26 protein-coding genes are annotated in these 22841 nt (G+C 40.8%); 9 read left to right on the top strand and 17 right to left on the bottom strand.

The window, feature by feature from the left end; all coding sequences use genetic code 11:
• Positions 1–4: 4 nt before the first annotated feature.
• Both gndA and B3E92_RS12775 read right to left on the bottom strand, forming a co-directional pair.
• A complete protein-coding gene (gene gndA, locus B3E92_RS12780) occupies positions 5–1423 on the bottom strand; it encodes an NADP-dependent phosphogluconate dehydrogenase (RefSeq protein WP_286897088.1) in 1419 nt (472 codons plus the stop codon).
• A 212-nt stretch (positions 1424–1635) separates the two neighbouring features.
• On the bottom strand, positions 1636–2238 hold the full coding sequence (locus B3E92_RS12775) for a DMP19 family protein (RefSeq protein ID WP_286897087.1): 603 nt from the start codon (positions 2236–2238) through the stop codon (positions 1636–1638).
• A 205-nt stretch (positions 2239–2443) separates the two neighbouring features.
• Here B3E92_RS12775 and B3E92_RS12770 point away from each other — a divergent pair, with 205 nt between their 5' ends.
• Complete coding sequence (locus tag B3E92_RS12770) at positions 2444–2971, top strand: DUF4468 domain-containing protein (RefSeq protein ID WP_286897084.1); 528 nt, start codon at positions 2444–2446, stop codon at positions 2969–2971.
• Between the two features lie 180 nt (positions 2972–3151).
• Here B3E92_RS12770 and B3E92_RS12765 read toward each other — a convergent pair whose 3' ends face one another.
• Together B3E92_RS12765 and B3E92_RS12760 are read right to left on the bottom strand one after the other, a co-directional pair.
• Entirely contained in the window at positions 3152–3904 is a 753-nt protein-coding gene (locus B3E92_RS12765; RefSeq protein ID WP_286897083.1) for a hypothetical protein, read from the bottom strand.
• Entirely contained in the window at positions 3897–4643 is a 747-nt protein-coding gene (locus tag B3E92_RS12760; RefSeq protein WP_112374589.1) for a hypothetical protein, read from the bottom strand. Before B3E92_RS12760 ends, B3E92_RS12765 begins: the two co-directional genes overlap by 8 nt.
• A gap of 105 nt (positions 4644–4748) precedes the next feature.
• Here B3E92_RS12760 and B3E92_RS12755 point away from each other — a divergent pair, with 105 nt between their 5' ends.
• Positions 4749–4976 (top strand): hypothetical protein, encoded by a 228-nt coding sequence (locus B3E92_RS12755; protein WP_286897081.1) that lies wholly within the window; start codon positions 4749–4751, stop codon positions 4974–4976.
• 140 nt (positions 4977–5116) lie between these two features.
• Here B3E92_RS12755 and B3E92_RS12750 read toward each other — a convergent pair whose 3' ends face one another.
• The 3 genes from B3E92_RS12750 to B3E92_RS12740 all read right to left on the bottom strand — a co-directional run bounded on the left by B3E92_RS12750 (position 5117) and on the right by B3E92_RS12740 (position 6132).
• Entirely contained in the window at positions 5117–5569 is a 453-nt protein-coding gene (locus B3E92_RS12750; protein WP_286897079.1) for a tetratricopeptide repeat protein, read from the bottom strand.
• Positions 5570–5687: 118 nt separating this feature from the next.
• The gene (locus tag B3E92_RS12745; RefSeq protein WP_286897077.1) at positions 5688–5945 is read right to left on the bottom strand and encodes a hypothetical protein; all 258 of its coding nucleotides are present in this window, start codon (positions 5943–5945) and stop codon (positions 5688–5690) included.
• A gap of 4 nt (positions 5946–5949) precedes the next feature.
• On the bottom strand, positions 5950–6132 hold the full coding sequence (locus tag B3E92_RS12740; protein ID WP_286897074.1) for a DUF3606 domain-containing protein: 183 nt from the start codon (positions 6130–6132) through the stop codon (positions 5950–5952).
• A gap of 132 nt (positions 6133–6264) precedes the next feature.
• On the opposite strand from B3E92_RS12740, the gene ligD reads away from it, so the two are divergent.
• Both ligD and B3E92_RS24370 read left to right on the top strand, forming a co-directional pair.
• Entirely contained in the window at positions 6265–7059 is a 795-nt protein-coding gene (gene ligD, locus B3E92_RS12735) for a non-homologous end-joining DNA ligase (protein WP_286897071.1), read from the top strand.
• Positions 7016–7345 (top strand): hypothetical protein, encoded by a 330-nt coding sequence (locus tag B3E92_RS24370; RefSeq protein ID WP_376781278.1) that lies wholly within the window; start codon positions 7016–7018, stop codon positions 7343–7345. The genes ligD and B3E92_RS24370 overlap by 44 nt, the downstream gene beginning before the upstream one ends.
• A gap of 394 nt (positions 7346–7739) precedes the next feature.
• On the opposite strand, the gene B3E92_RS12730 is transcribed toward B3E92_RS24370, so the two are convergent.
• Positions 7740–8012, bottom strand: a complete 273-nt coding sequence (locus tag B3E92_RS12730) for a hypothetical protein (protein ID WP_286897068.1) — start codon at positions 8010–8012, stop codon at positions 7740–7742.
• A gap of 315 nt (positions 8013–8327) precedes the next feature.
• On the opposite strand from B3E92_RS12730, the gene B3E92_RS12725 reads away from it, so the two are divergent.
• Both B3E92_RS12725 and B3E92_RS12720 read left to right on the top strand, forming a co-directional pair.
• A complete protein-coding gene (locus B3E92_RS12725) occupies positions 8328–8612 on the top strand; it encodes a hypothetical protein (protein ID WP_286897066.1) in 285 nt (94 codons plus the stop codon).
• A gap of 156 nt (positions 8613–8768) precedes the next feature.
• Positions 8769–9005: a hypothetical protein gene (locus B3E92_RS12720; protein WP_112374587.1), complete on the top strand. Its 237-nt coding sequence runs from the start codon at positions 8769–8771 to the stop codon at positions 9003–9005.
• Positions 9006–9655: 650 nt separating this feature from the next.
• Here the strand turns inward: B3E92_RS12720 and rsgA are convergent.
• Positions 9656–10708 carry a ribosome small subunit-dependent GTPase A gene (rsgA, locus tag B3E92_RS12715; protein ID WP_286754543.1) on the bottom strand — a complete coding sequence of 351 codons (1053 nt, stop codon included), beginning with the start codon at positions 10706–10708 and terminating at the stop codon, positions 9656–9658.
• Between the two features lie 311 nt (positions 10709–11019).
• On the opposite strand from rsgA, the gene B3E92_RS12710 reads away from it, so the two are divergent.
• Complete coding sequence (locus B3E92_RS12710) at positions 11020–11577, top strand: DUF4382 domain-containing protein (RefSeq protein ID WP_286897063.1); 558 nt, start codon at positions 11020–11022, stop codon at positions 11575–11577.
• A gap of 9 nt (positions 11578–11586) precedes the next feature.
• On the opposite strand, the gene B3E92_RS12705 is transcribed toward B3E92_RS12710, so the two are convergent.
• Positions 11587–14523 carry a DNA polymerase III subunit alpha gene (locus B3E92_RS12705; RefSeq protein ID WP_286897061.1) on the bottom strand — a complete coding sequence of 979 codons (2937 nt, stop codon included), beginning with the start codon at positions 14521–14523 and terminating at the stop codon, positions 11587–11589.
• Positions 14504–15685: a DNA polymerase IV gene (gene dinB / locus B3E92_RS12700; protein ID WP_286897058.1), complete on the bottom strand. Its 1182-nt coding sequence runs from the start codon at positions 15683–15685 to the stop codon at positions 14504–14506. Before dinB ends, B3E92_RS12705 begins: the two co-directional genes overlap by 20 nt.
• A gap of 205 nt (positions 15686–15890) precedes the next feature.
• On the opposite strand from dinB, the gene B3E92_RS12695 reads away from it, so the two are divergent.
• On the top strand, positions 15891–16130 hold the full coding sequence (locus B3E92_RS12695) for a hypothetical protein (RefSeq protein ID WP_286897056.1): 240 nt from the start codon (positions 15891–15893) through the stop codon (positions 16128–16130).
• Between the two features lie 53 nt (positions 16131–16183).
• Here B3E92_RS12695 and B3E92_RS12690 read toward each other — a convergent pair whose 3' ends face one another.
• Positions 16184–17119: an alpha/beta fold hydrolase gene (locus B3E92_RS12690; RefSeq protein WP_286897054.1), complete on the bottom strand. Its 936-nt coding sequence runs from the start codon at positions 17117–17119 to the stop codon at positions 16184–16186.
• 404 nt (positions 17120–17523) lie between these two features.
• On the opposite strand from B3E92_RS12690, the gene B3E92_RS12685 reads away from it, so the two are divergent.
• Positions 17524–18405 carry a DJ-1/PfpI family protein gene (locus B3E92_RS12685; RefSeq protein WP_286897051.1) on the top strand — a complete coding sequence of 294 codons (882 nt, stop codon included), beginning with the start codon at positions 17524–17526 and terminating at the stop codon, positions 18403–18405.
• Between the two features lie 137 nt (positions 18406–18542).
• Here B3E92_RS12685 and B3E92_RS12680 read toward each other — a convergent pair whose 3' ends face one another.
• The 5 genes from B3E92_RS12680 to B3E92_RS12660 form a co-directional block, all read right to left on the bottom strand.
• Positions 18543–19334, bottom strand: a complete 792-nt coding sequence (locus B3E92_RS12680; RefSeq protein WP_070568446.1) for a hypothetical protein — start codon at positions 19332–19334, stop codon at positions 18543–18545.
• Positions 19335–19473: 139 nt separating this feature from the next.
• On the bottom strand, positions 19474–20190 hold the full coding sequence (locus tag B3E92_RS12675; RefSeq protein ID WP_286897049.1) for an FAD-binding oxidoreductase: 717 nt from the start codon (positions 20188–20190) through the stop codon (positions 19474–19476).
• 116 nt (positions 20191–20306) lie between these two features.
• Positions 20307–21458, bottom strand: coding sequence for an FAD-dependent oxidoreductase (locus B3E92_RS12670; RefSeq protein ID WP_286897046.1), 1152 nt, complete (start codon positions 21456–21458; stop codon positions 20307–20309).
• Positions 21459–21493: 35 nt separating this feature from the next.
• Positions 21494–22249: a helix-turn-helix domain-containing protein gene (locus B3E92_RS12665; protein WP_286897043.1), complete on the bottom strand. Its 756-nt coding sequence runs from the start codon at positions 22247–22249 to the stop codon at positions 21494–21496.
• A 133-nt stretch (positions 22250–22382) separates the two neighbouring features.
• Complete coding sequence (locus tag B3E92_RS12660; RefSeq protein WP_112374817.1) at positions 22383–22751, bottom strand: nuclear transport factor 2 family protein; 369 nt, start codon at positions 22749–22751, stop codon at positions 22383–22385.
• Positions 22752–22841 lie beyond the last annotated feature (90 nt).

Genomic DNA, 22841 nt, shown 5'->3' with positions numbered 1-22841 from the left:
GGATCTAGTTATTTGGGGTTTGCCATGAAGTATGAAAGACTCCTTCTCTGTCTGTTCTTTGGTAAGTGTGCGCACCAAAATAATCACGCTGAGCCTGAAGCAGGTTTACAGGTAAAGATGCTGTGGTGTAAGCTTCGAAATACCCTAGAGCCGACTGAATTCCTAAACTTGGAATTCCGTTTGATACAGCAAAAGCAGCTGTTTTTCTTAATGACGGAATTTTATCTTTTACAATTTCTGAAATTTCCTGATCCAATAAAATATTAGATAAGTTCTCGTATTTTGAATAAGCCAGATAAAATTTCTCCAATAAAACAGAACGGATGATACACCCACCTCTCCAGATTTTAACAACATCTTTTAACGGAATTTCAAACTGATATTCCTCAGAAGCTTTTACCAATAATGCCAAACCTTGAGCATAACTGATTAAAGTAGATAAATACAAAGCATCCCCCACCTCTTTGATAAACAATTCTGTATTTTCTGGAGTTTTTACTTCTTCTTTAGCATATAATTGAGAAGCTTTTGCTCGCTCATCTTTGTAAGCGGATAAAATTCTTGATGTTACGGCAATATCGATGGTTGGAATAGAGACCCCAATTTCCATACCCTCCTGGGAGGTCCATTTTCCGGTTCCTTTTGCTCCTGCTTTATCTAAAATCTTGTCGACAAGAAAACCGTCTGTTACATCATCTTTTTGCTGGAAGATATCTCTTGTTATTTCAATAAGGAAAGAATTCATCTCGCCTTCATTCCATCTTTTGAAAACTTCATACAATTGTTCATTCGTAAGATTAGCTCCTTTTCTCAGTAAATCATATGCTTCACTGATTAATTGCATGATGGCATATTCAATACCGTTGTGAACCATTTTAACATAATTCCCAGCAGCTCCTTTCCCCATATAAGCGGTGCAGGGCTCCCCCTTTACTTTTGCTGAAATAACTTCCAGCATAGGCTTCACCAAATTGAAAACTTCCAAATCTCCCCCTGGCATAATACTCGGTCCTCTTCTGGCGCCCTGCTCTCCTCCAGAAACTCCCATTCCCATAAAATGAAGGTTTTTAGAAGCTAAATCGGCTATACGTCTCTCGGTATCTTTGAAATAAGAATTTCCCGCATCGACGACAATATCTTTTGGACTCAGCAGCGGGGTTATGCTTTCAAGAACAGCATCAACCGGTTTGCCTGCTGGTACCATCAAAATAACTTTTCGCGGACTTTCTAAATTCAATACAAATTCATCTAGTGAAACAGTTCCAACAACCTGTGTACCTGAAGCCACTCCTTTACGAAGTTCGATTACCTTTTCTTCATCTAAATCGAATCCTACGACAGAAAAACCATTATCGGCAATGTTGTAAAGCAGATTTCTTCCCATTACACCCAGACCAATCACCCCGTAATTATACTTTTCCATTCTTACTTAAAGTTTATGTTATAAATTCAAAATTACTGAAATGCATGTCAGTAAAAAAATTATCTAAAATTTTCTTTCCATTGTGACATTTTTATCATCAACTGGAAAATGTCATTAATCAATACGGTGATAAGGGCATCGTTCAACATATAAACTATCGAGGTCCAAATTCTCTAATTTTAATTTTACTTTTGGCTATATGTAAATACATGCTAATCAATAAACTCTTTCTTGTTCTTTCGGATGTAGTCAACCAGAATTTTTTGCAAGTTTTTAGCGTCATTAAGTTTGTAGAACTCCTCGTCAAATTTGTTGAGCGGATTGTTTTCATAAGATTTACTAAAACCTTCTACCGTACCATCCTGATCTTCGGTTATTTTCGATTTCTCCTTTTCAAATGTGCTGTTTGCCCGCTCGGTCAGATCAGCAAATTGAGTAGCGCCAACTAATTTCAGCGCTTCTGGCAACGCAGCAGCAAATTGACCGCTTGAATTAAAATAAAACTGGTTATAACCACCATTATTTACTTCTCCTTCTAATTGGCTGATCATATAAATTGCTTGTCTGGATTTGTTCCAGGACAAGACGATTTCATATTCTTTGTCATATGCCGGCGATAACTTACGAAAGAGGTTATCATAAACGACTTCCAATAACATGTCATCCGAAGTCGTATCAATAATCTGCTCGGTTAATGGATTCTGAATTGATGGCTTATTATTATTTTGCTTAGTATGTCCAGAACAGCCAAATAAATTTAAAATAATTATTATAATTCCAATGGTAATAGTTGGTGTTCGCATTGATTTTATCATCTTTAAATCTTTTTAGTATTCAAATATATACATTGATTTGCAAACAATTTCCTCAGTGGTATAGTTATAAAATGGTTCGACATCCTCTGTATGCACTTTTCAATTGGATTTTCTTTTACAATGAAGTACATTGCAGAAACATTGATGCGACTAAAGAATTATTTTGTAAAATTGGCTAAGTTAATTCTCTTTAAAACAATTTAATATGAAAAATTATATCATTACCGGAATATTTTTGCTTCTGTTCACAAATTTGGCGCTTCCACAATATTTCACCCTAGCTCCAACAGGTTTCGTTTCTAAAGAGAATCTAGATTATACCGTAGTAGAAGTTCCTGGCGTTAAACAGCAAGAACTTTACGATAATGTATTAAAGTCGATCAATAGCTTGTATTCCAATCCCAAAGAAGGCCTGACTTTGGTTCCCGGGCAGGCGATAACTTTAGCAGCTTACCAACAAAGAGGACTTAAAACATCGGGTATTGCTTACTATGATGTCGATTATACCTTGTCTTTTTTGTTTAAAGATGGAAAAATAAGAATCAATAGTCCAACTTTCAGTGCTCAAATTATGAATTACAACGGTACTTGGAATAAAATGAACGTGAAAAAATTTTATTTCAAAGGCAACGGTAGCCCCAAAAATGAGAAAAAACATCAATTCGTAAACGCGTACTTTAATGGGCTGATCAAATCCATTCTTGAAAAATCAACCAATATTGATAATTGGTAATTCATGTATTAAAGCAACACACCTGCAATTGATTCTCAAAAATGCCCAGGCTGTAAGGGGTTTTGTTACGAACTAGCGTAAGTTTAAAAACTCTTCAGGCTCATTGTTTATGAGCTAGACTTAGCCCTGAAAAATGTTACCTCCAATACTTACCTGCGGAAATAAATATGGAGTAGATGCTTATAGTATTAAACGTATGATTTTTTTTTCTTCGTCAACAGAATAATTCAGTTTTCTATCGAAAAATTGCTCAAAGATTTCTGAAACGTTGATATAAGGGTCTTCTACATCGCTTACACTTCCGCCTGAGCGCCGAGACATCCCCTGATTTATAATAGTTTTAATAAACGGAGTCTTTCTTAAGGATTTTGGTGCTTCATTGTCGGTGCTGTAAGCCAACAAAAGATGCCCGTTCCTATCAAAGACACTATTGACCGTATAGTATGAACTCGCATCGATGTATTTTTTCTCTTCCTGACAATAAACTTTCGAGCTTTCACTGTTATTGATGAAGGTAACACTTCCCTGAAAAAATGGGTTAACAGTAGTTTCAGAATTGAGCTGATATTGTTGTTCCGCTAGTGCAGAAATAAAACATACCGTGCCAGCTCCCGCCTTTAAAAATACATTCTTATCCCTAACAAAACGTTTACTGAAAGCAAAGCCGCCTCCATTGCCCAACTCATAAACTTTACCGTTTGACTCTATTCCGATAATATACCCCCTGGCAACAAATTCTTTTTGCCACCAGCCAAAGGTTTTTCCGATAAAAAATAATGGCAGCAAAAAAGGTAGCACTATTAAAAGTCGACTGCTTTTTTTGGACCATATATTGCGCTGTGTTTGTTCTGTATTTTCTGCTTCCATCCCATCAAAATTTCTTGTCTTCCCGCCTATTTTTCTAATTTTAATCCTAGAAATAATATCATTCAACGCCTTTAAAAGACATAATAACGCCAGAATATTTATCGTGATCTGCACCAATATAAGATAAATCAATACCGGATAAATTTTTATTGTTCACAGCTTCTTTAAATAGCGTATAATTCATTTTTTCGATCCTATTATTCCAGTCTTCATCCGATGTTGGCTTAATTGATTCCAAATCTTTCATTTCAAACATCGCACGATCCGATATTTTTTTAGACCGTTGGACAAAGATTGTATCTCCTTCTATCTTTAGAATCTTAACCCAACCTGCTGGTAAACCTTGGATGTTATTTCCTTCAGCATCGGTAAAGAAACTTGCTCCATATAGTTGTCCTGCCTGTAATTGTTGAGCCGACTTAGCAAGACTTTCTTTTTCATTCCGATATTTCTTGCCATCCATGTTCAGTTTAATACCGTAAATAATAGAGCCGATAATTGCTATCGATGCTATAATCAAATATCCTTTCCAAAGTTTGAAATAGGGAATTTCTAGTGTCTTCTTAAATTTCTTTACCTCTTCTTTTATTTCAGGCGAATAATTTCTTGCGTGGATGACCTGCCCGTACTGATTGACTAAACGAGACATTTTTACCAGACCTCCTCCAACCGGAAACCCTAAAAATTTGGTCGCAGGTGTAATGATACTAAGATTGAAATTCTGCGGTATGGTCTCATTTTTTAATGTTGCAGTGATATTTTTACTTCCTAAAACGTACTCGTAACGTGTATAAATGAACAGCATAAATGGAATGAATTATAAATATTAACGGTTCGAAATTAAGAAAAAATTCCTCCTGTAACAATCCTGTGTCAATTAACTAATTAGTACAGAAACAGATAAATTTATTTGATATCCTACGCGTGCCTGAAACACCTCAGTATAATCGGGAATGAAATCCATACCAATGACGGGTATATTTTTGAGAAAAAGAGCTACTATCCATTGCAGCCTATCGAATTTGAAAATGCTACATTCTATCATCCCGCCGTGGCAACAGATATACTGGACACGATGTATTGTTCTAAATCGCATCAGTCCTCAAAGAGAGGAAAAACATCGAAACTGGATGCTTAAAGAAATGGAAAAAGAGAAAGGTTTGAAGAAATAAAGTATTAAAGTCCAGTCGATTTATACGGCTGGACTCATTATCGAGTTTACATTGATGACGATTGAAATTGTAGAGAGTGAGTCATCCTAAGAGCTTATTGGTGCGTTTAACTCTGCTTTTTTAAACGTTTTGCCGGTTTCTTTTTTTGTGGCTTAGCAGGTGTCTTAATTTTTTTCTGTACGGTATCCAAACGTTTTCTCCAGGTGATGATTTGAGGTTCTTCATATACAGGCAGGCCTCTATCGTTGAGTAGCCCCATAGATTTAGCTAAACTAAGACTGACGCGTGCGGATTTACTGTTTGTTTTCTTCCAGATCTGTTGATCGTCTTTAAAATCCTTCTCATAGGCAGCAATAGCCTGCTTAATAATGGCTAACTCCTTCTTATATTCTTTGAGCTTTCTATAAAGAATCATTACTCTGTTATATGCCCCTGCTTGTAATGGGTCTTTCCTGATAACCGTGTTGTAGCTTTTGATGGCATCTTCGGTTTTTCCTTCGAGCTCCTGCAATCGTGCCTCCTTTAACAGCTCATTTTTGGATTTCTTATTAGCAGCCATATTTATTTTTATCTTTCAATACTCTCCAAAATACCTGGCCAAATGCACGCTAATAAATAGTAGAGTCTTTGTAACCTGAATATCATAATTAAACATGAAAAAGTAATGAACAAATCAGTTAGCTCAAAGTTACATCTCGATTTCGGTCTACTTCCAGTAAAAGAAGAAGTTTGGCAATAGCGGGTTCCCTCCACTCTTCCGCAAGATCGCCCTCTATATAACCAAAATCTTCATCTAGGATCAGCTGGCAGCCATCCATCGTAATTCGGGCATATGGTCCGTTTTGCCCCTCCTGTCCTACCTCAAAATCACAGTATTTTTCTACTCCTATGTTATTTGTCACCGGAATTCCAGTGAATGTTGCTATAGCTGCCATATTTTCATTTTTTATTTTTCAAATAATTTATAACATCCTTACGACCATTACCAACGTTTTTGATTGCTTCTTCGACTTGCTGCCGGGTTACGCCAAGTTCTTTTGCCAAATAATCTACCTCGTAAGATTCACCACCAGCTACCTGGTTGCGGTCTCTTGCATCTTTTTTATTTTTATTGTCTGTCATAATAAATAATTTTGGAATAGAACAACTGCCAATCAATAGAGTTTGAAGGTTCTAAGATATTAACAAAACAGGCTTTCCGAGAACTAAAGGCACGTGGCGTATGTTTACCCGGAAAGTCCTGTTATGAAAAAGATGCCAGCACACATAAGACCGATGCTTTGTACACTAATTAAAGAGCCTATAGATAGAAACGATTATCTCTATGAAGTGAAATGGGACGGTTATCGCATTATCTCTTTTGTCGAAAAAGGGAAAGTACACATGGACTCCAGAAGCGGGTTAAACTATACCTCCAAATATCCACCGGTCGAAAAGGCACTTAAAAACCTAAAACACGACGTTATTATTGATGGCGAAGTAGTTGTATTCAATCAAGAAGAGCAGCCCGACTTTGACGCCTTACAGCTCTACAATGGGCATGAATCCCCAATCAAATATTGCGTATTTGACCTATTATGGATGGACGGCCAAGATTTGCGAGGTTTTCCGCTTACTGAACGAAAGGAGCTTTTAAAAATGCTGGTTAAGGACAATGAAGTTTTCCGGTACAGCGATAGTTTCGATGATGGCCCGGCATTATATCACCAAATGCTGGATTTAAACTTGGAGGGCATCGTTGCAAAAAAGACAGATAGTAAGTATTCGGAAGGCGAGCGGGGCAATGACTGGTTAAAAACTCCAACCCGCAAACGACAAGAATTTGTAATTGGCGGCTGGGCAGAATCCGATAAGGCGAGATCTTTTAAAAGCCTTTTATTCGGCACCTATGAAAATGGAAAGTTCACTTGGATAGGTCGCAGCGGCGGAGGTTTTAAAGACAAAGAAATGCCCGGTATTCTTAAAAAGCTGCAGGCCATAGAGATAGATGAATCACCTTTTGTAAATAAAGTACTCGATACCAAAGGGGCAAAAACGCATAAGAAATGAGACCGTTAACCATCGAAAAGGAAAAGTTTACATTGATGCCAATCAAAACGATTACGCCGATACCTTAGCGGCTCCTTATTCTGTTAGACCTTATCATCAACCGATCGTGAGCACTCCGCTAGAATGGAAAGAGGTAAAACCTGGTCTTGATAGGTATAAATTCACCATGAATGAAATACTTTCTAGATTAGATAAAAAAGTGGATTTTTTTCGAGGAATACAAGACGAAAAAAATATTTCTACTAATAACCTATTATTAGAAAAAATACTAGTATCCCAAAAATAACTAATCCATTTTCAGTAGACAGCAGATGGTGATACGTGTAGAGCATAAGTATGGCTGTAAGCTCGGCTGATACATGTAACTCCTAAAAGCAGTATTTAACAACAAAATAAACTATCAATACAATGACAGCTCAGTGCAAAAAGACTATGTTTCCATTTTAGAAACAATTTTGTCTGACGATTCGGCTGGTATCAAACTGCAACGTGAAGGAGAACGAAGGGCGTTCATTTATAATAAGTTTGTGAGAGATTCTATGCATTTCTTCTTGAAACAGTGAATGGTAAATGGGTAATCGTACAACGATTCTTTAACCTCTGGATCTCTTAAAAAAACGTAGCCACAATAATCTTTAAACAGAAGATATTCACGCCAAATAACGAAGCGGATTTATAGACTAATAGACCTTATCACTTTCTATAAATACACTTCCTGACAAATAGCACTCGGGAACGTTGGCCAGTACATAATTAATGTCAAGAATATTTGGACGAGCCGTACTTCCCTGCCCACAATACAAGTTCCTAATCCAGGTATCGACGTTCTCTACCCACATCGCCTTCCAAGTAATATTTTGTGGATCCTGGACTTCGACAGGTGAAATCAGCACATTATACCCCATCGCTCGCAGCGCGGTTAATACGACTCGATTTACTTTGACAAATTTCATCTTCAAAAGCTATATACGGTTCTCTTTACTTTGGAACAGTAATGAAGCCCATATGGTTCGAAATTCGTTAACTTTGTGCTTAGTCAAAGATCCTACAGCTGACCCCGAACCAAACCGATCGCTTGCAATGGATCCACCCCCGCATCAAGGGACTCGTGATCTTAGTGAAAAAATGTAATATTTATTTCATAAAATTAGCAAGACAAAATAAATAACATCCGTAAATGTTATGTTACAATAAACTTTAAAAAAAGCCCTGATAATAAAGCGGTTATCTCGTTAATATGAATTTCTCACCCTTAAAAATATAACATCATGAACGGAATCATATTTCAAGGAAAAAGTCTCAATGTTGGCTGTACAGCAACATTCCTGTTCGAACCCGAAGTAGGTGTAGAAAATATTCCGGCAATAGCAGAACTTAGCACTGGTGAAAAAGCATATGCTGAAATACTTAGAGATACTACAACGCTGATAACAGTACGAGTAGGTGAATATATAAATGAAAAAGGAAAGAGATCCAACGAAACGACTTGGATGCTCACCTACAATCATCATTTAAAATCATGGCAGATAACGAAGAACCTTAACACAAAATAGCGTATTTTATTTCTTAGGAATACCAAAGTAACGACATAAAAGTCTTTAGTGCAATATCTTGAATGGAAGGTCGAGATTCTGAGTCCTGGTTTTTTTTGTATAAAACTAAACTATTCGTTCTTGAAAGTAGTTCATTAATAAACCAAAGTATATATTATGGCACTTACAACAGGAAATGAAGACAAAGTAACAAAAGAAGTAGAACAGCAAACTTCTAAAATTCCCTCAATTTTATTCTTGGCGGCATCACTTGCAGCGATGGGAATTTCAGCAGCATTAAAATGTTGCAAAACAAAAGATGATAATACAGCTTTGTTCGTCGGTCAGTGGGCGGCACCGTTTTTATTATTGGGAATTTACAATAAGATCGTTAAGACTGAAGGACACGATTAATAGGTTTTATTTTTTATGGTTGATTTTAAAGGCTGGTCTTAGGATCAGCCTTTTTTATTTTTTTCAAACTAAAAGTAATTCGACATTGTATTATAAGTACTTTTCAAAAATATAGGTTAATAATAATTAGAGCCTTGGGTTCCCCCCTCAAGGCTTTTTCATTTTTATCAAACCAAGCTGTTAACAGAATTGTCCATTTAGCGTCAATCGTTATGTATCAGTTCAGTTAGATTGATTTAATTGTATGGTCAGGTTTTAGGCCTGGCCATTTTAAACGTATTTTCCGGTCCTTTATGGATCTGTCTATAATTTAGTTAGGGGCTAATCGAAAGATTAGTCCTTTTTTTTGCTAAAAAATGAACTATTATAAATGGATATCGTTATCTGATAGGTTAAGTTAGTTTGTTTTAGTAGTTATAAAGGTCGGTAATTCATGTCGCCGGCCTTTTTAATAAAGTAGTAATTTTCCCTGATTCATTCGATTCTGTTATTATATCCGCTACATGAAATGTTCCCCCGAAAAGTGGTCGTTTCGGGTGGTATAGTATATTAGAAAGTGAATTCGTGACTACCAAGGTTTGATATCTGCATCTTAAATATACAGATGTTCAACATTGTTAAGGAACATCTGTATAAAATTGAAAAATTGATTAGCGTTTCTTTATTCGCTTCGCCTCCTCCCCGATTTTTGAGAAGGATTTATCTCTTTTGCGCCTGTCATGTTCAGATACGGAGAAATGCCATGATTCCTTTCTCAATTTTAAGTAGCTTTCGTATACACGAGGTTCTAAAAGACCATTGTCTAACGCATTCTTAACTGCACATCCAGGTTCGGAAAGATGAGCACAATTGTCAAAGCGGCAGGAGCCAGCAAATCCAGAGAAATCAAATACGTCTTCCAATGTTTCGGGAGTTTCTAACGCTAAACCGAATTCTCTTACACCGGGAGTGTCAATCAAAACGCCGGAACCATCCATCAAGACCATTTCTCTCCGGGTTGAGGTGTGCCTACCTTTCCCTGTGGCGTTACTTGTTTCGGAGGTGAGCAACACTGTGCGTTCGCATAACGCATTGACTAAAGAACTTTTTCCTACACCAGAGGAGCCTATACATACTATTGTTTCCCCAGGCAGGATAGATTCACGTACAAGAACAATGGACTCTGTGGAATGAATGCTTGTGTAAAATACTTGCACATTGCTGGTAAGGTGTTTTAACGACTCATCTATGTCCTGTCGATTAAAATCCAAATCAGATTTAGTGAGTATGAGCACCGGTTGAATATTTTCTTCCAATACCTGGGCCATAAACCGTTCCGTTCGACGGGGATTAAAATTGGCATCCAAGCTCTGAACAATAAAAGCTTTGTCTATATGAGATGCTATTGCCTGTTTATCCGAAATGGTACCACTCTTTCTTCTGTACAATGTGTGGGTACGCGATAGGATATCGACAATTATTCCTTTGTTGTCGTCAAAAGGTTGAAAGATAACCCAGTCCCCCGTGCAGGGTAGCTCAAACGCTGACTTTCCAAAGAGCAGATTGCCCGCCAGCTCGCAAAATAGCAAGCCGTTCTCGGACATGATCTCGTAGTTAGTTTTGTTCACAGCCGAAACACGACCATGAAAAAGATTAGAATATGTAGATTCTTGTTTAAGCTGAAATAGGTCACTATTCCAACCAAATAATGCGAGGTTATTCATTTATTATTAATTTAGAATGATGAATTAAATTGCTGATTATTGGTCATCCGAATGACTCACAGGTATACCACTGGTAACATGCTTATTACCAGCGAAACGCAAGAAGCAAGACACCCGGAATCAGGCAATCATTCCAATCGCTAAACTATAATATGTGAATAGTTGTTTTTGCATGAACTACAAAGATATGAAAAGTTAAATTGAATAGTAAGAGAAAAATGGACAATGTGTATATGGCTCACGTAGCGGGCTGTTTTTACAAAAAAGCAAACGATGACCGCTCCTCTTGTGTTCAATTATAAAAAACAATTATGCCCCTGATTTCCAATAGAAAAAATACAAAGTTAACCGCCCGCAGGGTTTCTGTGCTGTTGCATCTTATGGGCCTGGTCCTCCTCATACTTTTAGGTAGCTGCCATGAGGATGATAGCCCCGCACCCGAGCAGGCGCACTTAAAAGTGAAGATAAAAACTGAAGGTGATCAGTATGATGCAGTCCATCTCGAGATCCAGCAGTTATGGACCCGCACGTCTGCAGGTGGAGGAAAAATCGAGGCAAATAAAAGGGTAAACATCCTCGGAATTCAAAAGGATAGCATCATCGCGGGTGGACATGTGCCCCATGGCAGCCTACAGGAAGTTATGCTAAAAGTTGCCCCTACAGGAAATGAAATAGTCATAGATGACCTTCCCTATGCTTTAGAGATGCCGCAAGGACAAATTATCGCGGTGAATATCGCAGCCGACAATAAGCTTTCTCCGAATGAAAACCATACGCTAATGCTTCATATCAATCTATCAGATTTCATCCAAGAGACTGCAGAAGGTAAATTTGTGATTAATCCCAACCTCACCGCAGTACTGGATTAAAGCGGCAGGTTACTCGCTTCTAGGATCTGGCTTTAATGGCATTTTAGCACAGCGGATCACCTCAATGGAAGGGCAACCATATTCTACGACAACTCTGCCTTCAACCAAATAGATTCCCGCCCCACGGAGCGGATATTTGACCAGGCTCTGTGGGAAATGGACGGTATCAAAAAAACGCCCTTCGGCATCGAGGAAAGTACCGAATTTCATCAGGTCGCCACGCTTGGTCTTCACAAATTTCTCACAGACAAAATCCCCCACAACGCGGACTATTTTCCCTTCATGCAGATAAAGCTCTCTAGCTGGCATATCGCCCCGGTAATCGCTTTTGGTAAGGTCGAAAAGCGTCCCGGTAACGCAAAACCCAATCAGCTCCATTTCGTCGTAATAGTCCTCCAGGATATCTTCTTCTAAGGGTGGCAGTATAGGCTTGCGACTCTCAGTCTCAAAGAGCGCCATACCCGTTGCAACAGGCTTATGCTTGCTCATCATCAGATGCGAAGCCCACAGCAATTGCTTTTTTCCCGTCCCCGTAAAGCGCAAGGCTCCAACACGGATCAAGATAACAACCTGCTCAATACCCGTCTGTGTGCGCTTAACAAAATTTTCCAGACTCGTATAGGTGCCATTCGCTTCGCGCTCTTCGATAATGCGATGGGCCAGTTTACCCTCCAAGTTGAGCAGGCAGTCAAAACCCAGATAAATATCCTTACCCTGAATGGAGGTATTAAAAACGGACTGATTGACACAGGGCAGGCAGATATTGCCGCCTGAAATTCGCGCCTCATTGACATAGACTTTACGATTGTAAAACCCACCATAATTGTTGAGTACCGCAACCATAAACTCCAAAGGATAGTAAGTCTTGAGGAAAAGACTCTGATAACTCTCTACAGCAAAGGATGCGGAATGCGCCTTGTTAAAGGAATAACCGGCAAAGCTTTCCATCTGCCGCCAGATCTCGCGGCTCGTCTTTTCGTCGTAGCCCTTCGCCTTACAGTTGGAAAAGAACTTATCCTCAATTTCTATCAGATGGTCCTTGCTGCGATATTTGCCCGACATCATCCGTCGGAGCACATCGGCATCGGCCATATCGAGTCCACCGTAGGCATTGGCAATCTTCATCACATCTTCCTGATAAACCATCACCCCATAGGTCTCTTCAAGCTGCTCCTTAAACACAGGGTGCGGATAGACGACCGTCGTGGGGTCGTGATGCCGGCGGATATATTCGCCCATCATACCCGAACTGGCCACACCAGGCCGAATAATGGAGGATGCTGCCACCAACGTCAGGTAATCATCGCAACGCAGTTTGGTGAGCAGCTGCCGCATGGCCGGGCTCTCGATATAAAAACAGCCGATGGTATTGGCCGATTTTAATTGCGTCGCAATATGGGCATCCTGAAAAAAACGCTTGGGGTTGTCGGTATCGATCACCACACCCAAGTTTTCCCGCACAATGGTCCGGCAATCTTTGATATGGCCGATACCTCGCTGGGAAAGGATATCGAACTTTTCAAAACCGATATCTTCGGCCACATACATATCAAACTGCATGGTCGGCAATCCCTTGGGCGGATTGTCCATTGCTGAATAACAGGTGAGCGGTTCCTCCGAAATGAGCACGCCGCTGGCATGGATGGTCCGCTGATTGGGAAAATCGGCCATGCGGTTGTAAACGCTCAGAATTGTATTAGTCACCTCATTTTTGTTGAGCATATGATCGGGCTCATGCACCAGGCGGTCGATCTCGGCCTTGGGTAGCCCATATACCTTACCCAGCTCGCGCAGGATGCTGCGGGAGCGAAAGGTGCTCATGGCGCCCATCAGGGCTGTATGACCGGTCTGATAGCGGTTAAAGATATAGTCGTACATCTCGTCGCGCTCATTCCAACTAAAATCTATATCAAAATCAGGCGGACTCTTGCGCTTGGGATTGAGAAAACGCTCAAAGGGAAGCTTAAGTGCAATGGGGTCAACATCGGTGATCCCCAAGCAATAAGCAACAGCAGAATTGGCCCCCGATCCACGGCCTACATAGTGAAAATTGCGCCCACGTGCGTAGCGGCAGATATCGTCGGTAATGAGAAAATAACTGGAGAAACGCAGGTTTTCGATAATCTCGAGCTCGCGCTGGATGCGTTCGGTTGCCACCCGGTCGTTACGACCATAGCGTCTGGAAAAGCCATCCATGCAGTACTTGTACAGGAGCTGCTTATCGTTGTAGCGATTACCGGTAAAGGTTGCTTTATTTTTAACACTGGTGAAATCGAAACTGAAAGAACACTGGCCCAGTATACGGTTGGTGTTCGCCAGCAATTGGGGCAAGTCGGCAAATAAGCGCATAAGCTTGACCCGAGGGATAAATACCTCGTCCTCGGCAGCGATCTGCCCTTTGTTAAGCTGCGAAATTAACAAGTTGTTATCAATCGCCCTTAATTGCCGATGTAAGGTGTAGTCGGTTTTGCGGAAACTGACGGGTGCTAGTATCACACAGCGATCAAGTACCTTGTGGTCCATCAGCTGGGCGCGGGTCCGCTCACTGGGTCGAACGCCGATGTATTCGAAGTCCCGCAATGGAAAGGCATTGAGCCTGCTAAAGGGATAGATGACAAAGACCTCCTCAAATTCGGGCGCACGCTCCGGTATAGCGCGGTTTTCCATATTGAGCTTAGTTCGATACTCATTGATCTCACGGAAGCCACACTCATTTTTGGCGATGGCTACAAAACAAAGCTGATCGTCGTTGCGGAACTCCATCCCTGCGAGTAGGTTCAGTCCGGCTGCGCGCCCCAGTTTGATAAAATCCAGTGATCCCGAACTGTTGTTGATATCGGTAAGCACGGCGGTATCATAACCGCCAGCAAGCATGCCCGACACGAGATCCTGCAGGCTGAGGGTACCAAAACGTAGGCTATAATAGCTATGTAGATTTAAGAGCATGCTCCCCTCCTTTCTCCGGCAGCGGCGCACAGATGGCCTTCATCAGAAATTCGGCCCCATAGCGTTTTCGGATCTTGTCCATGGCTTGCATGAGGTTAACCTCCTCGGTGCTATCGTCAAAGAGATCGGTCTGGTAAGAACCGTATATCAGGCCCGAGAACTTGATCCCAATAAGTCGTATGAGCATCCTGCGGCTATAGAGTTTTTTGAATAGCGAAAGCACCACATCGGTAAGCTTTCGATCCGAATTGGTATAGCCAATCTGCAACTGCTGCGTATGGGTATCGAAGTTGCTGTAACGGATCTTGAGGGTGACGCAGCTGGTTAGTTTCTGCTCTTTGCGCAGATCGAAAGCGAGCATATCGACCATGCTGATCAGCGTGCGACGGAGTACATCCATATCGATAGTATCCTGCTGAAAGGTATTTTCTTTGGAGATGGACTTTTGCTCCCGAAAAGGCAACACCAGGGAATCATCAAGCCCATTGGCTTTGCGCCAGATGTTGATCCCATTTTCCCCGAGGACCTTCTGCATGGTGAACACCTCCATTTGCTGTAGGGTTCCGATCTTGGAAATCCCCATATTTCGGAGCAAGGTAAAGGACTTCTCGCCTACCATGGGAATCTTGCGGATGGATAGCGGTGCGAGGAAACCTTTTTCGGTACCATTTTGTACCTGCTTTTCGCCACAGGGTTTGGCCGTACCGGTGGCGATCTTAGAGACGGTTTTGTTGACCGACAGGCCAAAGCTAATGGGTAACCCAGTCTCTCGGATAATACGCTGGCGGAGCTCCTGGGTCCATTTCCAACAACCAAAAAAGCGGTCCATACCGGAGACATCGAGATAATGTTCGTCTATACTGGCTTTTTCGACAATAGGCGTTTCTTCTTCGATAATCTGTGTAACGATACCGGAATAGTGGCTGTATCGATCGTGATCGCCCCGGACTACAACGGCTTCGGGACACATGCGTAGTGCCAGACGCATGGGCATAGCGGAATGCACGCCAAACTTACGGGCTTCATAGGAACAAGACGCAACTACCCCGCGGTCACTACTTCCTCCTATGAGCACAGGTACTCCGATGAGCTTGCTGTTCTGCAAGCGCTCGACAGATACAAAAAATGTATCGAGATCACAATGTACTATACTCCTCTCCATGTTTTTTCAATTGTATAAAAAAGCCGTCCTTCGGCCTCTCTTAATTTGGTAGTTGCTCAGTTCAAAATTACTAATATTATTAGCAAACAATCAAGAAGGCACAATGGTTTAATTTTTATCACATTCATTGTCAGCGATATAATTTATAGTCGGTCGTTGGCTTAAACAAGATGGCGGCCGTGCTGTTTATTACAAAACGCGACCTATGAACGAAAAGATACTCAGCTATTTAAAGCGTGAAGGATTTACGTACTTATGGCGGAAATTTGGCGAGCATGCCTATAAACCCATGAAAGGAAATCTTGAACAGCTGCTCGCGCAGACCAGCACAACACCACTTTGGGAAGACGATTTATTGTCGATAGATGATGCCCTGTTATTGGTCGGCACAGAAAGTGTACAGGACGATTGGATCGTGCTGGTAAAGAAGAAAAGGGGAAAATAAAAAGCCTTGATTCCTACATCGGATCCATCCTCGAATCAAGGGGCTCGAGGTAGTTATTCCTTTTTATAGCTATTAAAATTGTCCTGTATAAGTTTTGCGACCAATTGCGGATTTTGGTAGTAAATACCATGTGAATATTTCGGGAGCAGGACAAGCATGCTATGGTCATTGTCTTTTAACAATGCTGCATAGTGCTGGATTCGCAATTCATCGTATTCTTTCCACCATGCCTTAAAATTGATACCCAGATTTAGTTTACGGTCCAGCTCTTCATCGGGCAGTTCAATATTTTTGTTGTAGGATATGATCACTGTAGCAGCAATTTCTTTTTTCAATGGCGGCAATGTTCGATATTCATGAAAGTATCCTTTTGAAATGGACGTTAGCGCTCGAGCAGCATCAATATGTGCTCCCGCACTGGAATTTTTATTTTTGGACATCTGCTCCATAATAATCTTTGTAATCTGCTGATAGCTCGTTTTACTCTTCGAGACCACCTTAGCATGTTCATCCTCTTGCTCGGTTAACATAAAATCCGTCGGGTCCGAAAATACCAGTCCGCATACTTCATCGGGATATTGGGCCGCAAACAGACGGATGTAGGGGCCTCCCATGGAATGCCCCACCAACAAGTAAGGGGGCTGAATGGCCAAGGTTTGCAAAAGGCCATGTAAGCGCGCCACCACCTGGCTATCTGTCACAATACGGGAGTCGGGTTCGGAACTACCAATACCACTTCTTTCGTACTGAATACTCGCGATATGGTTGGGCAAAAGGGGTAAAATCGGATCAAATGTACCGCCGCCCAATCCGGCTTCGAACACCAAAATAGGTTCCCCCGCTTTGCGGTTGGCAAGATTGCTGGTTTTATAGGCCATTTTTTTTCCCTCAACCATAACCGATTGACTCGTATTAGACTGCGCCGATACAGCTTTCGTAAAAGCTGTGCCTAAAAACAGCAACAGCATTGCTTTGAATAGTTCTTTCATATACAATAAGTATATGGAGGTAAACATCTGTTACACTGGAGCTAATATTTTTTTACTCCTGCCAAATGAAACGTATACCTTGATGCCGGATATCGATCTGTTGGATTGTATTGAAGAGACGGCAAATTGGAAAATATGTTCCCTCATGTACAAAAAGAAAAAGGCCGCTTGAACAGTATCCAAGCGACCTTAAAACCTAATATGGTTAGTTACTTTAGCGATGAAATATTTTAGAGTACATAAAGCCAAGTTCCTCGTAAAATATTTTGCCCTGATCACAAATATTTTTTAGGCGAAACAGCATGGGTTTTGATATTGTTATCTCTTAAAGATTAATAAATGTGGAAAGTTTGACATTCGAAGCCTATCAATAGCACGAATGACAAACAAAAAAAAATATTACTATGTCAATATTTTCAAACGATTTGAGCAAAGAACCTGTATTTGACGGCATTGGTTACGAACCTTCTTTTTTTTCAAGAAAGACGATGGTTACAACCAAGACAAATTACGGTAAAAAAAAGTACAGCGATGTCAACAAGGACACCCGAAAAAAGATTCTTGTGCTTTGCACAGAAGAACGGTATATGACCATGAAAAATGGAAAGAAATTTTCAACAGGCAATCATCCGGTCGAAACACTCGTTCCCATTCTTCATTTCGAACAGGCTGGATTTGAGGTTGACTTCTACACACCAACTGGTGCTCCTGTAAAATTCGAAATGTGGGCTATGCCGTACGAAGATGAAAACATCGGTAAAATCCTCGACAAGTATAATACACAATTTTCAAACCCGCACAACCTACGGGATTTTATAGCTGATACGAACAAAGGATATGTTGACTACGTGGCCGTCTTTATTCCAGGCGGACATGGCGCAATGCTCGGGCTACCTGAAAATAATGATGTAAAAGAACTTATCAAATGGGCAGTAGCTGAAGATAAATATCTGTTGGCAATCTGCCATGGCCCCGCAGCACTCCTAAGCGCAGCAGATTGTGGAGACGCTCAGTTTCCCTTTAAGGGGTATAAGATCAATTCGTTTCCCGATGAAATGGATAAGGCTTTGCCAGAAAGTGGATACCAGCCGGGCGAGATGCCCTGGTTTTATGGCGAAAAACTCAAACAACTTGGGGTAGAAATTTTGAATAAAAAAATTGCCGGGGATTGTCACGTTGACAGAAAATTGATTACTGGGGATAGCCCATTGGCGGCCGATAAATTCGGAAAACTCTGCGCAGATGAACTTCTCGCCCATGAAAAATCAAAAGTGGAAAATGGATAGGCGATTTTTGTCAAATGAAAGGCTCCCTTATTAACCGATACGGGAGCCTTTTTGGCTAGATGTCCGCTTGAGCCAAATGTTAAACCGGCTTTAGGCTTTGCTCTAATTTAAAGTTAGGTATATTTCTGAATTTCTGCCTATTCTTTCGTTAATAAAAGGGCTATATCCTGTTTTGCAAGCACATGGCCTTTATCGACAATATTGCTCTTGACATATAGAAAACACTGATTATTATGATCGAGTTTGCCAACTATCACCTCAATAGATTTTATATTCAGTTCTCCCATCTCTGCAGGATCCACTTTATTCGGATCTAAAATTAATTGTCCGTCTTTCTTAAATTCTTCGAGTTGCCAGGAGTAACCTGCCCAAGGTCCAGCAACCAGTGTTGTCCGTTTAGCATCCATAATGATCTGCCCTTTGTATTCCAAGCCCAGGCTATCAACCCTGACCCGCTGGTCTTTTAAATTGATGACCACATATTTTAAGTAATCGCCGAAGTCTTTAGGTTCGAAATGGATGCTATTGTCCTTTCGAACGATCTTGAGCTCCATAGCCCCTATTTTATCTATTTTGATAGCCTGGGAGAACTCCATAAAAGTAGCATACTCCGCTTCGCTAATCCCTAGATTTTTGTGATATGGTATAGGCTCTCCGGGTTTTAATTCCTTCATTGTTTTGAAAAACCAATCTTCATTGGCTTTCAAGGCTTGTTTCATTTTCTCAACAATTGCAAGCTGCGATGCATTAGGTCGAGGAATTCCCAACACCGCTGCGGTATAGTTACCTTCAGGAAGTTGTCCGTCAACAAAGTGAATAGCCAACGCATTGCTGTCCACTCCTGATTGCTTTTGTGCAGAAACATGGAAGGAAAATAGGAATGCCGCTAGCACCCAATACAAGCGAAAATACTGGTATAGAAATGTCATGTTCAACGTGTTTGAACGATAAAAGTACGGTTTAATGCTGACAATCCTTCATCTTCATCGCCCACGGTTCACCTTTAGTTACCAAGCTGGACCAGCCCAGGCGGCTAATGAATAGATGTGTATGATAATTCAAAGCTAATTATAATCCCTTTTTACCGGCTAACCAGTAGCCGTGTAAATAAACGGTACCATTGGCGTTTTCTCTAATGATTTTTCTGAAGAGTTGAGCCGATTTTGCATTACCTGTCAACACGAACTTAGCTTCTTGCCAATCTGGAGTATCGATCACCGGCAGTTTGCCTACCCACTCCTGCCTGTTGGACAAAAAGTTTTTGGAAAATATCAGGCAGTTTTCCAAACCCAATAATTTTGGAACATCTTTGTTCTCTTCCTCTAATTCAAAAATAAACATAAACTGATGCTTGTTCTTCTTCAACACCGGAAGAAACGAACAAGCAAGTGCTAACGAAGTTTCATCGCCAAAAATGACAAATCTTTGCGTTGTTTTATCATAGTACCTACTTAACGCTCTTGGCTTATACATTACAATTTGATCGCCCACTTTCAAATCCGCCATAAGACGACTTCCACAACCTTTACCATTCAAATAAACAACGAATTCAAACAAGCTCTTTTCAGTATCTGCATGGGAAACGGTATATCTTCGAGCCTCTGTATCATTAATTCTGAAGTCTATGAACGAACCGACCGTAAATTGTACATTTTTTAAATCCCCTTTGAAACAAATCCTCTTCACAGATTTTGATAAAGAGACTGTTTCGACAACTTCGGTCAAAGGCAGCTTGGGCGTTAAGAATTCTAAGGTATCAAATAACCACTTTGGTGCATTTGGCATAGTATTTATATTTTGTTCAAAGCAAAGTACAGCAGAACCGATCGTATAAAATAGAACGGAAAAGAGTAGGTATTGGATTAATCGTGGTTTTTGCCCACGAAATGGCAGAGCGTGGTTTACCTCCGCTCGTTAAACATCGCCAGCAAATTGTCAAGTGCACCTTCAGCGTGTAATATTTCGGTGTTTTCCAACGTATCTTTGGTAACTTCGGCCGCCCTTGTCTGCATTTGTTTTTCATACTGTGAAATTGCCGTCTGAATATCCGGAAAATGATCGCTGGTCAAATTTTCGGCCAGCTCAAAAGCGTCCTGCATTGCCTGGTTTACACCCTCACCGGCATAGGGCGGTATACGATGTGCCGCATCGCCAAGCATGGTCAAGTTGGGTAATGTGGGCCAAGTCTGGTCCAATGGAAAATAATATTGCGGGCGTGGCATAAACCAAATTTCATTACTTGCAAAAAGTTCATGCCATTGTTCGCTCCAGGAGGAGAACGCGACTTTAAACCAATCAAATACCTGTTGCTTGTTGTTAAAGTCAATGCCGCTTTCCTGCACCCAATTTTCAGGGACTTTACAACCGGTATAAAACGATAAACTGCCCTCTCCTTTTGCACTTAAGATAATGGATTGTCCGTTTCCAAGCGCAAAGACTTTTCCGCCTTTTGTAATTTGCCAAAGTTTCGGTGCGTTTTTTTCAGCCTCGTAGACATTTCCTTCAACAATCGTGACGCCAGAATAAATTGGCTTAATATCGGTGAGATAAGGGCGGATTTTTGAGTTTGCACCATCCGCTGCGACGACAAGGTCAGCGTAAAAAGATTTTCCGTTTTTGAAATGCAGAAGCCAGCCATGATCCTGTTCTTCCATTGAAACAAACTGACTGTCCCAGACGATGGTACCCTCATGCAATGCGTTTATTAAAATATCACGCAAAGGGGCACGATCAATTTCAGGACGATCTTCCTGATCCTTATGTGGAAGCTCGTGCTCATCCATTTTGATGATGGCCTGGCCGTCCAAGACCCTTAAACGTCCAGCCTCGGATCGAAAGCTAGCTTTAAATTCATTCATCAAATTTGCCCTGCGAAGAGCTTCCAATCCACTTTCTTCGTGCAGGTCCAGTGTGGCTCCCTGCTGGCGAACTTCTTTATTACTATCACGCTCATATACAGTTACATTTACTCCTTTTAATTGTAAGAGTTTGGCTAGTGTGAGTCCGCCAGGACCACCGCCAATAACCGCAACATTCTTGTCTTGTAATTTCATATCCAGTACAATTTAATTTTTTTGACTGAACAAAATTAGGTGGATCTGAGCGTTGAAAATTGTATAAAACGCTCATTTTGGTTCTTCAACAGTTCTTTTGGTGAAACACCTGCAAGTTTCTTGACTTCTTTAATAAAATGGGATTGATCGGCAAAGTTTTGTTGTGGAAACAATTTGCCTTCTTTGATGTGCTGAAAGGAAGCACGGAAGCGGATAATATTGCAATATGCTTTTGCTGTAAGTCCGAACTGCTGATCAAAATAACGGTTGATCTGCTGCCGACTCCAAAACGATTGTGCTGCAAGTTCTTTGATTGTAATCGCCCCGTTTGATGTATAAATAAGGTCGAACAGTGTTCGTTTCCTGTTGTCAACTTCACGTGGCAAAAGTGACTGTATTTTTTTTGTAGCTTTCGCACAGAATAAATCAAAGTCATTCAGGTCGTCGGCACTAAAATTCCAAAAATTAGGAGGCAACAGAATTGCCCTGTCCACCAAGTTGGCGATGCTGGTCTGAAAAACAGATTGGATTGCAAGCGGGTTAAAACTGATGGCGTAAGTCTGTCGCAATGGCGCAATGGTCGCCCGCCCCGGCTGAGTTTGGATGCCCAAAAGCGTCATGTGGAAAGGCTCTGTTGCAGATTGCGTAAAAAATAGATCAACTCTTCCGTCAGGCAGTACAACAACCTCTTTATCACAATCCGATTGATTTTGTAAAAGCCAAAAGCTGTCAACAAAATCCGCTAACGGCCTGTCAGGTTTTACTGCCTGATATATTAATTCATTTTCCATTGCTTTAGTGAGTTTGTGCGCAATAGCCTTTCCCGCTAAATTCACTATGGTACATCCGGTGAAAAGCCCCACACGTTCAATCAAAATTACGGATTATTGTATAACCACACACGAAATAGATCAAATACCAAGCCTATTCGGATGACGATAGCGGCGATCCGTGTTTTTCATTTACAAATGCTTTAAGCTCTGCCATTTTTCCATCTTCGAATCGCCAAATGTCGCAATAATCGAAATGCTCATATTTTCCGGCCTTATTTCTCAACCGAATTTCTCCGGTCACCATAACAGAATCGCCTTCCTCAATCGATTTTTCCACATTAAAAACTGGTGGTTCCTGATAGAACTCTTTCATATAAGCACGGACTTCTTCTTTTCCATGGAGTATACGATCTCCTACAAAGACCCATTTCGTGTCTGCAGTACAATAAGCTAAGAAGCTTTCATAATCTCCCTTTGCTATAAATTCATTGGCTATCTGTAATATTCTTATATTTTTCATTTTTATCAGTTTGTTTTGAATCATTAATTTTTGTCGGTCTACAAGCATTAGATCTTGTGATGGATCAGTATGATACGCCGTTAGTTTATA

The sequence above is a fragment of the Sphingobacterium sp. UBA6317 genome (assembly GCF_002440385.1).
Classification (GTDB): domain Bacteria; phylum Bacteroidota; class Bacteroidia; order Sphingobacteriales; family Sphingobacteriaceae; genus Sphingobacterium; species Sphingobacterium multivorum.
Note: the sequence above shows the minus strand (reverse complement) of the source record. Positions and strands in the feature narration are given on the sequence as shown.

Bases quoted from the DNA above. Each gene is read 5' to 3' on its own strand.
- B3E92_RS12770 (WP_286897084.1), top strand. From the start codon at position 2,444: ATGAAAAATTATATCATTACCGGAATATTTTTGCTTCTGTTCACAAAT.
- B3E92_RS12745 (WP_286897077.1), bottom strand. From the start codon at position 5,945: ATGGCAGCTATAGCAACATTCACTGGAATTCCGGTGACAAATAACATA.
- B3E92_RS12675 (WP_286897049.1), bottom strand. From the start codon at position 20,190: ATGCCAAATGCACCAAAGTGGTTATTTGATACCTTAGAATTCTTAACG.
- B3E92_RS12760 (WP_112374589.1), bottom strand. From the start codon at position 4,643: ATGCTGTTCATTTATACACGTTACGAGTACGTTTTAGGAAGTAAAAAT.
- ligD (WP_286897071.1), top strand. From the start codon at position 6,265: ATGCCAGCACACATAAGACCGATGCTTTGTACACTAATTAAAGAGCCT.
- B3E92_RS12690 (WP_286897054.1), bottom strand. From the start codon at position 17,119: ATGAAAGAACTATTCAAAGCAATGCTGTTGCTGTTTTTAGGCACAGCT.
- B3E92_RS12695 (WP_286897056.1), top strand. From the start codon at position 15,891: ATGAACGAAAAGATACTCAGCTATTTAAAGCGTGAAGGATTTACGTAC.
- B3E92_RS12705 (WP_286897061.1), bottom strand. From the start codon at position 14,523: ATGCTCTTAAATCTACATAGCTATTATAGCCTACGTTTTGGTACCCTC.
- B3E92_RS12775 (WP_286897087.1), bottom strand. From the start codon at position 2,238: ATGATAAAATCAATGCGAACACCAACTATTACCATTGGAATTATAATA.
- gndA (WP_286897088.1), bottom strand. From the start codon at position 1,423: ATGGAAAAGTATAATTACGGGGTGATTGGTCTGGGTGTAATGGGAAGA.
- B3E92_RS12720 (WP_112374587.1), top strand. From the start codon at position 8,769: ATGGCACTTACAACAGGAAATGAAGACAAAGTAACAAAAGAAGTAGAA.
- B3E92_RS12685 (WP_286897051.1), top strand. From the start codon at position 17,524: ATGTCAATATTTTCAAACGATTTGAGCAAAGAACCTGTATTTGACGGC.
- rsgA (WP_286754543.1), bottom strand. From the start codon at position 10,708: ATGAATAACCTCGCATTATTTGGTTGGAATAGTGACCTATTTCAGCTT.
- B3E92_RS12740 (WP_286897074.1), bottom strand. From the start codon at position 6,132: ATGACAGACAATAAAAATAAAAAAGATGCAAGAGACCGCAACCAGGTA.
- B3E92_RS12750 (WP_286897079.1), bottom strand. From the start codon at position 5,569: ATGGCTGCTAATAAGAAATCCAAAAATGAGCTGTTAAAGGAGGCACGA.
- B3E92_RS12660 (WP_112374817.1), bottom strand. From the start codon at position 22,751: ATGAAAAATATAAGAATATTACAGATAGCCAATGAATTTATAGCAAAG.
- B3E92_RS12670 (WP_286897046.1), bottom strand. From the start codon at position 21,458: ATGAAATTACAAGACAAGAATGTTGCGGTTATTGGCGGTGGTCCTGGC.
- B3E92_RS12730 (WP_286897068.1), bottom strand. From the start codon at position 8,012: ATGAAATTTGTCAAAGTAAATCGAGTCGTATTAACCGCGCTGCGAGCG.
- dinB (WP_286897058.1), bottom strand. From the start codon at position 15,685: ATGGAGAGGAGTATAGTACATTGTGATCTCGATACATTTTTTGTATCT.
- B3E92_RS12680 (WP_070568446.1), bottom strand. From the start codon at position 19,334: ATGACATTTCTATACCAGTATTTTCGCTTGTATTGGGTGCTAGCGGCA.
- B3E92_RS12665 (WP_286897043.1), bottom strand. From the start codon at position 22,249: ATGGAAAATGAATTAATATATCAGGCAGTAAAACCTGACAGGCCGTTA.
- B3E92_RS12710 (WP_286897063.1), top strand. From the start codon at position 11,020: ATGCCCCTGATTTCCAATAGAAAAAATACAAAGTTAACCGCCCGCAGG.
- B3E92_RS12725 (WP_286897066.1), top strand. From the start codon at position 8,328: ATGAACGGAATCATATTTCAAGGAAAAAGTCTCAATGTTGGCTGTACA.